At 54.9% G+C, this 12,494-nt stretch carries 7 protein-coding genes; 5 read left to right on the plus strand and 2 right to left on the minus strand.

Annotated elements, in window-relative coordinates:
• The first annotated feature begins 54 nt into the window (after window positions 1–54).
• From gltB to Q4501_RS17295, 4 genes are all read left to right on the plus strand, one after another.
• Window positions 55–4,503 (plus strand): glutamate synthase large subunit, encoded by a 4,449-nt coding sequence (gene gltB, locus Q4501_RS17280; protein WP_303597506.1) that lies wholly within the window; start codon window positions 55–57, stop codon window positions 4,501–4,503.
• Between the two features lie 90 nt (window positions 4,504–4,593).
• Complete coding sequence (locus tag Q4501_RS17285; protein ID WP_303597507.1) at window positions 4,594–6,012, plus strand: FAD-dependent oxidoreductase; 1,419 nt, start codon at window positions 4,594–4,596, stop codon at window positions 6,010–6,012.
• A gap of 128 nt (window positions 6,013–6,140) precedes the next feature.
• Window positions 6,141–7,205: a uroporphyrinogen decarboxylase gene (gene hemE, locus Q4501_RS17290; protein ID WP_303597508.1), complete on the plus strand. Its 1,065-nt coding sequence runs from the start codon at window positions 6,141–6,143 to the stop codon at window positions 7,203–7,205.
• A gap of 385 nt (window positions 7,206–7,590) precedes the next feature.
• Window positions 7,591–7,959 (plus strand): PilZ domain-containing protein, encoded by a 369-nt coding sequence (locus Q4501_RS17295; protein WP_303597509.1) that lies wholly within the window; start codon window positions 7,591–7,593, stop codon window positions 7,957–7,959.
• Between the two features lie 6 nt (window positions 7,960–7,965).
• On the opposite strand, the gene radA is transcribed toward Q4501_RS17295, so the two are convergent.
• Both radA and ettA read right to left on the minus strand, forming a co-directional pair.
• Entirely contained in the window at window positions 7,966–9,342 is a 1,377-nt protein-coding gene (gene radA / locus Q4501_RS17300; RefSeq protein WP_303597510.1) for a DNA repair protein RadA, read from the minus strand.
• On the minus strand, window positions 9,342–11,003 hold the full coding sequence (gene ettA, locus Q4501_RS17305; protein ID WP_303597511.1) for an energy-dependent translational throttle protein EttA: 1,662 nt from the start codon (window positions 11,001–11,003) through the stop codon (window positions 9,342–9,344). The genes radA and ettA overlap by 1 nt, the downstream gene beginning before the upstream one ends.
• A 235-nt stretch (window positions 11,004–11,238) precedes the next feature.
• Between ettA and glyA the strand changes: the two genes are divergently transcribed.
• Window positions 11,239–12,492, plus strand: coding sequence for a serine hydroxymethyltransferase (gene glyA / locus Q4501_RS17310; protein ID WP_303597512.1), 1,254 nt, complete (start codon window positions 11,239–11,241; stop codon window positions 12,490–12,492).
• Window positions 12,493–12,494: the final 2 nt, after the last annotated feature.

Here is a 12,494-nt window from a genome sequence, read left to right on the forward strand (position 1 = left end):
TGTTTTGGTGCATAAGTCGCTGATTAAAAAGCATTTACATGCGAGAGAGCGCTTATGAAGTCAGGTTTGTATCATCCCGACGAGTTTAAAGACAACTGCGGCTTTGGACTGATCGCTCACATGAAAGGCGATGCCAGCCATAAGCTGCTACAGACTGCTATCGAGTCGCTCACGTGCATGACTCACCGGGGTGGTATCGCGGCAGATGGAAAAACCGGGGATGGTTGCGGTCTACTGATCCAGAGTCCAGTTGCGTTTCTGAAAAAAGCGGCGAAAACGGCGTTTGGCAAAGAGCCAGGTAAGTTGTTTGCGGTCGGCCAGGTTTTTCTTAGCCCGGACTCGGATAAAGCGGCCAACGGGCGTGTCACCCTTGAAAAACGGTTGGTTGAGCAGGGGCTCGAAGTCATGGGCTGGCGTGAAGTGCCAGTTGACGATAGTTGTCTTGGCCCAATGGCACTGGATTGTATGCCTCGGATCGAGCAGGTGTTCGTAACGCCTGCAACCAAATCGGAAAAAGAATTCGCCATCAGCTTGTTTGTCGGTCGCCGCCATGCCGAGCGGGATATGGAGGATGATTCCGAGTTTTATATCTGCAGCCTCTCCCACCGCACGCTCGCCTACAAAGGCCTGATGATGCCGGCGGATCTGGCGAACTTTTATAAAGATCTGGGCGACCCCGATTTCGCCACGGCTATCTGTGTATTCCATCAGCGCTTCTCCACCAACACTATGCCTCGCTGGCCTTTGGCTCAGCCTTTCCGCTATCTCGCGCACAATGGCGAAATCAACACCATTGACGGCAACAGAAACTGGGCTATTGCCCGGGCAGCCAAATTCAGCTCTCCGGATCTGCCCGATCTTCAAACCATGCAACCACTGGTTAATCTGGCGGGCTCAGATTCATCGAGCATGGACAATATGCTGGAGATTTTGTTGGCCGGTGGAGTGGATCTGTTCCGCGCTACTCGAATGATGATTCCGCCAGCCTGGCAGAATGTCGACACCATGGACTCGGAGCTCCGGGCCTTCTACGAATACAACTCCATGCACATGGAGCCCTGGGACGGACCGGCCGGGCTAGTTATGTCGGATGGCCGTTATGCGGTCTGCATGCTGGATCGAAATGGCTTGAGGCCGGCCCGCTGGGTGGTTACTAAAGATGATTTCATCACCCTGGCGTCTGAGATTGGTACATATGGCTACAAGCCAGAGGACGTAGTGTCCAAAGGCCGTGTAGGTCCTGGGCAGATGCTCGCTATTGATACCGAATCCGGCGAAGTGCTACACACTGGAGATATCGACCAGCGACTCAAGACTGCGAAGCCTTACAAGCGCTGGTTGCGCGAGAATGCCCTGCGTGTGGAAACAACGCTGAATCAGGACACGCCGGAATTCCGCCTGATGGATGCGGATGAGCTGTTAATTCACCAGAAAATGTTCATGGTGTCGTATGAGGAGCGCGACCAGGTTTTGCGCCCACTTGCGGAAAATGCTCAGGAGGCCGTCGGTTCCATGGGTGACGACACCCCCATGGCGGTATTGTCCAGCAAGATACGACATGTTGCAGATTTCTTCCGGCAAAAGTTTGCTCAGGTAACCAATCCACCGATTGATCCTCTACGGGAAGCGATCGTGATGTCCCTGGAGACTTGTCTGGGTGCAGAGCGTAACGTTTTTGAAGAAACTGCAGAGCATGCGGACCGGATTATCCTGACTACACCGATTCTGTCACCGGCCAAGTTTCTTCAGATATCCAATAACGAGCGCCCGGGCTTTGCAGTCGAACGGATTTCCTTGGGGTACTCTCCGGAATTGGGCCTTGAGCAGGCTATTCGTCGCGTCTGTGATGAGGCTGAACAAGCGGCTCGTAACGGCAAGTCGCTGTTGATTCTCTCAGACAAGGATCTGAAGCAGGGCGAGCTGCCTGTCAGTTCTTTGATGGCAACGGGAGCGGTCCATCACCATTTGGTGGCAACCGGGCTGCGTTGTGATTCAAACATCATAGTAGAAACCGGTTGGGCCCGTGATCCGCATCACTTTGCTGTGTTGTTTGGCTTTGGCGCAACGGCTGTCTATCCGTACCTGGCCTATCAGCTGCTGAACGATCTGATTCGCACCGGCGAATTGCTGATGGATCCTATTGAAGCTAAAAACAACTACCGCAAGGGCATTAACAAGGGCCTGCTGAAGATCCTGTCCAAGATGGGTATCTCGACGATTACTTCCTATCGTGGGGCTCAGCTTTTTGAGGCCATCGGGCTTGCTGATGAAGTGGTCGACCTTTGCTTCAAAGGCGTGCCTAGCCGCATTCAGGGTGCAGGATTCTTCGAATTTCAGCAGGATCAGGAGCAGTTGGCCTCCACTGCCTGGAAACCTCGCAAGCCGATATCTCCAGGTGGCTTGCTAAAGTATGTCCATGGTCAGGAGTACCATGCATTTAATCCCGATGTGGTGGGAAAGCTGCAAGAGGCAGTCACGACAGGTGATTACGGCCATTACAAAGAATACGCGGCATTGGTCAACGAACGCCCGGTTGCAACGCTCAGGGACCTTCTGGGTTTTCGTGAAGGTATCGAGGCTGTAGGAATATCTGAGGTTGAACCGGTCGAGCAAATTTTTACCAGGTTTGATTCCGCGGCTATGTCACTGGGAGCCTTGTCACCGGAGGCTCACGAGGCACTGGCGGTAGCTATGAATACACTTGGCGGCCGCTCGAACTCGGGTGAGGGTGGCGAAGACCCGGCCCGCTATGGCACAGAGAAGCGATCAAAAATCAAACAGGTCGCTTCTGGCCGCTTTGGTGTGACCGCGGAATATCTGCGTAGCGCTGACGTTATGCAAATCAAGGTTGCGCAGGGTGCCAAGCCGGGTGAGGGCGGTCAGTTGCCAGGAGGCAAGGTAAATGAGCTGATCGCGCGCCTGCGTTATTCAGTGCCAGGCGTCACTCTTATTTCACCGCCTCCGCATCATGATATTTACTCCATTGAGGATCTGGCGCAGTTGATCTTTGATCTTAAGCAGGTCAACCCGGAAGCGTTGGTTTCGGTAAAACTGGTTTCCGAGCCAGGTGTGGGCACGATTGCCGCAGGTGTGGCAAAGGCTTACGCCGATCTGATTACCGTCTCCGGTTACGACGGTGGCACGGCTGCAAGCCCGCTTGCCTCCATTCGCTATGCGGGATCGCCCTGGGAGCTTGGTTTGACCGAGACCCAGCAGGCCCTACGTGCCAATGATTTGCGTGGAAAAATCCGTCTGCAAACAGATGGCGGCATTAAAACCGGGCTGGATGTAGTGAAGGCAGCCATTTTGGGAGCCGAGAGTTTTGGTTTCGGCACCACGCCCATGGTGGCTTTGGGCTGCAAGTATCTTCGCATCTGCCACCTGAACAACTGCGCAACTGGTGTCGCCACACAGAATGAACACCTGCGTGATGAGCACTTCAAAGGCACGGTGGAAATGGCCATGAACTTCTTCCGGTTTGTGGCGGAAGAGACGCGAGAGTGGATGGCGAAGCTGGGGGTTCGCAGTCTGGAAGAGCTTGTCGGGCGTGTTGATCTTCTCGTTCGCCTGCCAGGCGATACTGAGCGCCAGAAAAAACTGGACCTGACACGGCTGTTATCCAACGATCATATCCCGGCAGACAAGCCTCAAACCTGCCAGGTTGAGCGCAACGTGCCGTTTGACCAGGGCCAGTTGGCAGAAGAAATGGTCAGGGCAACTGCATCGGCGATTGAAGGAAAAACCGGAGGTGCCTGGAGCTATCGCGTGACCAACTGTGATCGTTCAATTGGTGCCCGCCTTTCTGGTGAGATTGCTGCAAAGCATGGCAACCAGGGTATGGTTGACGCACCGATCACGCTGGATCTCGTGGGTACAGCCGGCCAGAGCTTTGGTGTCTGGAACGTGGGCGGGTTGAACCTGATCCTCGAAGGCGATGCCAATGATTATGTCGGCAAAGGCATGACCGGCGGCAAGCTCGTCGTCAGGCCACCCCGTAGTAGTGCGTTTAATACGCAGGAAACTGCCATTGTCGGAAATACCTGCCTCTATGGAGCCACGGGAGGCAAGCTGTTTGCGGCAGGTACTGCGGGAGAGCGTTTTGCGGTGCGTAACTCTGGAGCACATTCAGTCATTGAAGGTGCGGGCGATCACTGTTGCGAATACATGACAGGAGGTCTGGTAACCGTACTGGGCGCTACGGGTGCCAACTTTGGTGCAGGTATGACCGGAGGTTTTGCCTACGTGCTGGACACGGACAACACCTTTGTAGATAAATACAATCACGAATTGGTGGAGATTCAGCGCATTGCCCGCGAAGAAATGGAGGCCTATCGCAACCATCTTCGCAGCGTGATTAGAGAGCATATCTCGGAAACCGGTAGTGCCTGGGCAGAGCATATTCTTGAAGATTTCGACGATTACATCGGCCGTTTCTGGCTGGTGAAACCCAAAGCTGCGAATTTGCGCAGTCTGTTGGCAAGTACTCGTGCGCGCCCTGAATAAGTTCAGGGTGTTGAATCTGTTTACTTGTAAGGTTTCAGGGTTGCCGAAAGAAGCAGCCTTTGTCGATATTGAACTGATGAGAATGCCAACATGAAAGAACGACTCAGTAACGATTTTCAGTTTGTAGAAGTAGGTCGGGTAGACCCGAAGAAAGTACCTGCGAAAAAGCGCAAAAAAGAGTTTGGTGAAATCTATCGCCCGTTTACGGCCGATAATGCGTCCTCTCAGTCCCATCGATGCCTGGAGTGCGGGAATCCTTATTGCGAATGGAAGTGCCCGGTACACAACTACATTCCCAACTGGCTGAAGCTGGTTTCCGAAGGCAATATCATGAAAGCGGTCGAGTTGTGTCACCAGACCAACTCTCTGCCTGAAGTCTGTGGTCGTGTGTGCCCGCAGGATCGACTCTGTGAAGGGGCATGCACCCTGAATGATGGTTTTGGTGCTGTTACCATTGGCTCGGTCGAAAAATACATTACCGATACCGCCTTCGCTCTTGGGTGGAAGCCGGACATGTCTGCTGTCAAATGGACGGACAAGAAGGTAGCGGTTATAGGTGCTGGCCCTGCAGGCCTGGGCTGTGCTGATGTGCTGGTTCGCAACGGCGTGAAACCGGTAGTATTCGATATCTACCCTGAGATTGGCGGCCTGCTGACCTTCGGTATCCCGGAGTTCAAACTGGAAAAATCCGTGATGACTCGCAGGCGCCAGGTGTTTGAGGAAATGGGCGTTGAGTTCCGCTTGTCGACCGAAGTGGGTAAGGATGTTCAGCTGAAGGACATCCTTGATGATTACGATGCGGTGTTCATGGGCATGGGAACCTACACCTACATGAAAGGTGGCTTCCCGGGTGAGAACCTTCCGGGTGTTTACGACGCCTTGCCGTTCCTCGTATCCAACGTTAACCGCCGCCTGGGCTTTGAAAAAGATGCAGCGGATTTCATTGATATGAAAGGTAAGCGCGTCGTGGTGCTGGGTGGCGGTGATACCGCCATGGACTGTAACCGCACCTCGATCCGTCAACAGGCAGAGAGCGTGGCCTGCGCTTATCGTCGTGATGAGGCCAATATGCCGGGGTCGCGCAGGGAGGTTGCCAATGCCAAGGAAGAAGGTGTGAAATTCCTGTTTAATCGGCAGCCTATAGCCATCATCGGTGAAGACCAGGTTGAAGGTGTGAAAGTGGTATCCACTCAGCTTGGTGAGCCGGATGAAAACGGCCGCCGCCGGCCCGAGGTAGTTCCGGGTAGCGAGGAAGTTATTCCGGCTGATGCTGTATTGGTTGCTTTCGGTTTTCGCCCGAGTCCAGCCGAATGGTTTGAAGAGCTTACGATCAGTACCGACGATTCCGGGCGGGTAACGGCGCCGGAAGAGGCAGAGTTCGGTTTCCAGACCAGCAACCCGAAGATCTTTGCGGGCGGCGATATGGTTCGAGGTTCGGACCTGGTTGTTACTGCCATCTGGGAAGGCCGCCAGGCTGCAGAGGGCATCATGGATTATCTGGATATCTGAAAAATCGTTTGATCCGGATCAGAAGGGCGGCTTACTAAGGGTAAGCCGCCCTTTTTTATTATGGCAAACGGGGTATGATTGCTTCCGTTCCATTACGACCATCTGAAAGAGACAATGCTGGAATCCTTATGACCGAGCTGAAGAATGACCGCTTTCTGCGCGCGCTGATGCGCCAGCCTGTTGATCGTACCCCGGTATGGATGATGCGCCAGGCCGGCCGTTACCTGCCCGAGTATCGTGCCACCCGGGAGAAAGCAGGTGACTTCCTCAGCTTGTGCAAGAATACGCCCCTGGCTTGTGAGGTAACCCTTCAGCCTCTTGAGCGCTTTCCGCTGGATGCTGCGATTCTGTTCTCCGACATACTCACCATTCCGGATGCTCTTGGTCTCGGGCTGTACTTCGAAACCGGTGAAGGCCCCAAGTTCAAACATACCATTCGCTCCAAGGCGGATGTTGATGCACTGCCGAACATCAAGGCAGAAACAGATCTCGACTACGTAATGAATGCTGTCTCCACCATCCGGGGCGCACTCAATGGTCGTGTTCCGCTGATCGGCTTCTCTGGCAGTCCCTGGACACTTGCAACCTACATGGTTGAAGGCGGCTCATCCAAAGACTTCCGTGAAGCAAAGAAGCTTATGTATGGTCAGCCCGAGGTCATGCATCGTTTGCTGGATCACCTTGCAGACGCGGTTATTGATTATCTCAACGGCCAGATCAAAGCCGGCGCTCAAGCTGTTCAGATTTTTGATACCTGGGGCGGTGTGCTGAGTAGCTGGGCTTATGAAGAGTTTTCACTGCGCTATATGAAAAAGATCGTTGATAACCTGATTCGTGAGAACGACGGTCGCCGTGTTCCGGTAATCCTCTTCACGAAAAATGGCGGTCAGTGGCTTGAGTCGATCGCAGACTCTGGTGCTGATGCTGTTGGTCTGGACTGGACCACAGATATCGGCAATGCCCGTGCGCGTGTGGGTGACCGAGTGGCTTTGCAAGGCAATATGGACCCCACCATGCTCTATGCGCCACCCGAACGGATTCGCCAGGAAGTCGGTGACATCCTGCGTCGCTACGGATCAGGCCCGGGCCACATATTCAACCTTGGTCATGGCATCACTCCGGATGTGGATCCTGAGCATGCCAAGGCGTTCATCGAGGCTGTTGTTGAGTTGAGCCCCGAGTACCACCGCTAGTCCCTGCTTTCCCTCGTTTCCTGGCCTATGAGCGCTGGGGGCGGGGGTTGAGTAACCGAGTCCAAAAACCGCTACGAGCACCCCTCCGGGGTCCGGCCAGCAATCACAGATTGCTGGCGCTCGGCTGTCGCATGAAGCTTCGCTTCATAAGCGCTCGGCCTTGCCCATGTGCGCTTGTCTCCGGCCGTCCTTGGCCTCCGACACTTTTGGAAGGGCCCGCATGACGGCCTATATTAAGCTTAGGCATGATCTGAACCGCGCAATAAAAATGCACCGCCTTAACCCCGCCCCTGTCTTTAATTCTTTACACGAAACACGTCTGGATCGGTATCTCCCCTCGGTCTATAGTCATATCAGGTGATATCAACAAAAAAGGAGTCGTCCCTTGCCCGCCAAAGCCTCAGAAAAACGGAAGTTCCATCGCATAAGCTTCGACGCTCCATGCGATCTGCATGCGCTTGATAGTGTGTGGACAACTGAGGTGCTGGATATTTCCCTGAAAGGTGTCCTGGTCAAACGCCCCGAGGGGTGGGACGTGCCGTTGAGTCAACCTTGTGAGGTGATTGTGCACCTTGATAGTCAGCAGGCTGGCATCGTTATGGCGGTTGAGTTGAAACATGTTGAAGCGCACAAGCTCGGCTTTAAATGCCAGTACATCGATCTGGAAAGTGCTGCGCATCTTAAGCGCCTGGTAGAGTTGAATCTCGGCGATCAGGTTCTTCTTGAGCGTGAGTTTGCTCACCTGATCGATTAGCCAGCGTTAAAGCTCCTCCAGAGCGGTAATCGCCTCACTAAGCTTGGTCACAGGAATCACCTTCATCCCTGCAACAGCCTTGCGTGGCGCATTGGCTTTCGGAACCAGGGCACGGGTAAAACCATGCTTCGCTGCTTCGTTAATCCTTTCCTGGCCACTGGGCACCGGCCGAATTTCCCCCGACAAGCCGACTTCTCCGAAAATCACCAGATCCTGGGGCAAAGCGCGATCACGGAATGAAGACACAATCGCTGCCAGTAGGGCCAAGTCAGCGCTCGTTTCATTAACCTTCACACCGCCCACCACATTCACAAATACGTCCTGGTCCGATACATGCAGTCCGCCATGGCGGTGCAATACCGCGAGTAGCATTGCCAATCGGTTCTGATCCAGGCCCACTGCTACCCGCCTCGGGTACCCGCCCTGGGCCATATCCACCAGCGCCTGAATTTCCACCAGCATGGGGCGAGTGCCTTCCCAGACCACCATGACAACGCTGCCAGGAGCCGCTTCTTCGCCACGGTTGAGGAAAATTGCGCTGGGGTTTTTCACTTCCTTCAGGCCTTGCTCCAGCATGGCGAATACGCCCAACTCATTGACCGCGCCAAAGCGATTCTTGATGCCCCTCAGGGTGCGGTAACGGCTATCACTGGAGCCTTCAAGTAGAATAGAGCAGTCAATCATGTGTTCCAGTACTTTGGGGCCCGCGAGGCTGCCGTCCTTGGTTACATGCCCCACCAGAAACAGAATGGTACCCGTTTGCTTGGCAAACCGAGTCAGAAACGCTGCGCTTTCGCGTACCTGGGAAACCGAACCTGGCGCAGATTCAATGTCTGCCACGTGCATTACTTGAATACTGTCCACCACCAGAGTCCGTGGTTTTTCAGCCTCTGCCACCTGCATAACCCGCTCAACGCTGGTTTCTGACAGCATTTTCAGGTCTTTGGTGGGCAGGCCCAGGCGTTTGGCCCGCATGGCTACCTGCTGCAGCGACTCCTCACCGGTAACGTAAAGCGCTGGAACGCTAGCGGCCAGATGACATACAGCTTGAAGCAGCAGGGTGCTCTTGCCGGCGCCCGGGTGACCGCCCATTAGTACAGCCGAGCCTTCCACAAGTCCGCCACCAAGAACCCGGTCAAATTCCTGCATGCCGGTACTGATACGTTCCTGCTCGGCGAGGCTTACATCGTCCAGGCTCTGAACGGCAGCGAGGCTACCGGCAAAACCCTCGAAGCGAACACCGCGGGCGCCTTTGGCATTGCTGGCTACCCCACGAACTTCGCTGATGGTGTTCCAGGCCTGGCAGGCCGTGCACTGGCCCTGCCATTTGGAGTAGTCTGCACCGCACTCGGTGCAGACATAAGCGGTTTTGGCTTTTGCCATCAGGCCAGCTTCTTGTATTTCATGCGCTGGGGCACCATGGCGGAATCACCTTTACGCTTTTTGTGGTCTTCGTCGTATTCGGCGAAGTTACCCTCGAAGTACACCACTTCACCGTCATCCTCAAACGCAAGAATGTGCGTAGCTACGCGGTCAAGGAACCAGCGGTCGTGCGAGATAACCATGGCTGCGCCGGGGAAGTTCAGCAGGGCCTCCTCCAGAGCGCGCAGAGTCTCAACGTCCAGATCGTTGGTAGGTTCGTCCAGCAGCAATAGGTTGCCGCCTTCCTTCAGCAACGCTGCCAGATGGAGGCGGTTGCGTTCGCCGCCAGAAAGGTCGCCAACGCGCTTCTGCTGATCTGAGCCTTTGAAGTTAAAGCGGCCGGCATAGGCTCTTGATGGGGTTTCGTAGTTGCCTACTTTAATAATGTCCTGGCCGTCGCTGAGTAGTTCCCAGACGGTTTTCGACCCGTCCAGGTCGCGGCTCTGGTCTACGTAGGCCAACTTGACCGTTTCACCCACGGTGATGGTGCCCGAATTAGGTTGGTCGTGGCCGGCGATCATGCGGAACAACGTAGATTTGCCAGCGCCGTTACCGCCGATGATGCCGACGATAGCGCCAGGGGGTACAACAAAGGAAACATCTTCATAGAGCAGGCGGTCGCCAAAAGCTTTGCTGATACCTTCCACTTCGATGACCTTGTCACCCAGGCGCGGCCCGGGCGGGATATAGATCTCGTTGGTCTCGTTACGCTTCTGGAAATCCTGTGAGCTCATTTCCTCAAAGCGGGCAAGGCGGGCTTTGCTCTTGGATTGGCGGCCTTTGGCGTTGCTGCGAACCCACTCCAGCTCTTGCTTGATGGCTTTTTGGCGTGAGGCTTCCTGTTTGGCTTCGGTGCCCAGGCGCTGTTCTTTATTCTCCAGCCATTGGCTGTAGTTGCCTTCGAACGGAATGCCCTGGCCGCGGTCAAGTTCGAGAATCCAGCCTGCCACGTTGTCGAGGAAGTAGCGGTCGTGAGTTATAGCGACCACGGTGCCTTCGTAATCGTGCAGAAAGCGCTCCAGCCAGGCAACGGATTCGGCGTCCAGGTGGTTTGTCGGTTCGTCCAGTAACAGCATGTCCGGCCCCGACAGCAGCAGGCGACACAAGGCTACCCGTCGGCGCTCACCCCCTGACAGGTTCTTTACGGGTTGATCCCAGGCTGGGAGGCGCAGCGCATCGGCGGCAACTTCCATTTTACGCTCGATGTCGTGGCCATCGGTCGCCTGTATCAGAGCTTCCAGTTGCCCCTGTTTTTTCGCCAGTGCATCGAAATCCGCATCCGGCTCTGCGTAGGCTGCGTAAACCTGATCGAGCTCTGCAAGAGCGTTGTGAACCTCGACCACGGCTTCATCAACAACTTCTTTAACGGTTTTGCTGTCGTCCAGTTCCGGTTCCTGGGGCAGGTAGCCTACATTGATGCCGGGCTGTGGCCGGGCTTCGCCGATGTAATCCTGATCCACGCCCGCCATAATGCGTAAAAGGGTGGATTTACCTGAACCGTTCAGGCCCAGTACGCCAATTTTGGCGCCCGGGAAGAAGCTCAGGGAAATATCTTTGAGAATTTCGCGTTTGGGCGGAACCACTTTGCCTACGCGGTTCATGCTGTATACGTACTGGGCCATAAAGGCATTCCCCTCTTTGAAGGCGAGATGTGACAGGGTTTGTAAGGTATCGAAACCCGGGAGCTATAGCAATTTCAGGAAAACGTACAATATGGGTATGACGGTATCTGCGAACCTCATAAAAGGTGATTTTTAACCCGTTAATGGGCTAGAATAGCGGCCCAAATTTTCAGGGATTCCGGGGGCTATTTCCAAGACTCTCCGGGCCAGCCAAGCACACAGGGGCAGCGCACCGATGTTTAATCGTGATATGAAGATCGCCGGTTTTGACGACGAACTCTGGAACGCCATGCAGGCGGAAAGCAAGCGTCAGGAGGCTCATATTGAGCTGATTGCATCCGAGAACTACACCAGCCCGCGGGTCATGGAAGCTCAGGGTAGTGATCTCACGAACAAATATGCTGAGGGTTATCCCGGTAAGCGTTACTACGGTGGGTGCGAGTTCGTCGACATCGCGGAGCAACTGGCCATTGATCGCGCCAAAGAGCTGTTCGGCGCAGCTTATGCCAACGTTCAGCCCCACTCCGGCTCACAGGCTAACTCCGCTGTTTTCATGGCGCTGGTGAAGCCTGGCGATACGGTTCTGGGGATGAGTCTGGCTCATGGTGGTCACTTGACCCACGGTGCAGGGGTGAACTTTTCCGGCAAGATCTATAATGCTGTTCAGTACGGCATCAACACCGATACAGGGCTGATCGATTATGATGAGTTGGAAGCTCTGGCGGTTGAGCACAAGCCGAAAATGATTATTGCGGGTTTCTCCGCCTATTCTCAAGAGCTTGATTTTGCCCGCTTCCGTTCCATCGCGGATAAAGTTGGTGCCTATCTGTTTGTAGACATGGCGCACGTGGCGGGCCTGGTTGCTGCTGGTGTATACCCCGACCCTATGCCCCATGCGCACGTGGTCACTACCACCACGCACAAAACACTGCGCGGCCCGCGTGGCGGCCTGATTCTGGCCTGTGACGACGAAGCCCTGCACAAGAAACTGAACTCTGCCGTCTTCCCTGGCGGCCAGGGTGGCCCTCTGATGCACGTGATTGCTGCCAAGGCGATCTGTTTCAAAGAGGCCATGAGTGACGAGTTCAAGGCTTATCAGCAGCAGGTGGTCAAGAACGCGTCTGCCATGGCTAACGTATTTGTTGATCGTGGTTACGACGTTGTTTCCGGTGGCACGAAGAACCATCTGTTTCTGGTGAGCCTGATCAAGCAGGATATTACCGGTAAGGATGCAGATGCCGCCTTGGGTCGCGCGCACATCACAGTGAACAAAAACGCGGTTCCTAACGATCCACGCTCTCCGTTTGTGACCTCTGGCCTGCGCCTCGGCACACCCGCAATCACCACCCGTGGGTTTGGAGAAGTAGAGAGCCGCGAGCTGGCAGGGTGGATTTGCGATATTCTTGATAACCTGGACGACGAAGCTGTGAGTAACCGTGTTCGCGAGCAGGTTGAAGCCCTGTGCGCGCGCTTCCCGGTTTACGGCTAAGC

Origin of the sequence: Marinobacter sp. 2_MG-2023 (assembly GCF_030546935.1) — a bacterium.
Taxonomy (GTDB): Bacteria; Pseudomonadota; Gammaproteobacteria; order Pseudomonadales; family Oleiphilaceae; genus Marinobacter.

Coding starts and splice junctions, on each gene's coding strand:
- radA (WP_303597510.1), bottom strand. CDS start 9,342: ATGGCAAAAGCCAAAACCGCTTATGTCTGCACCGAGTGCGGTGCAGAC.
- Q4501_RS17285 (WP_303597507.1), top strand. CDS start 4,594: ATGAAAGAACGACTCAGTAACGATTTTCAGTTTGTAGAAGTAGGTCGG.
- hemE (WP_303597508.1), top strand. CDS start 6,141: ATGACCGAGCTGAAGAATGACCGCTTTCTGCGCGCGCTGATGCGCCAG.
- glyA (WP_303597512.1), top strand. CDS start 11,239: ATGTTTAATCGTGATATGAAGATCGCCGGTTTTGACGACGAACTCTGG.
- gltB (WP_303597506.1), top strand. CDS start 55: ATGAAGTCAGGTTTGTATCATCCCGACGAGTTTAAAGACAACTGCGGC.
- ettA (WP_303597511.1), bottom strand. CDS start 11,003: ATGGCCCAGTACGTATACAGCATGAACCGCGTAGGCAAAGTGGTTCCG.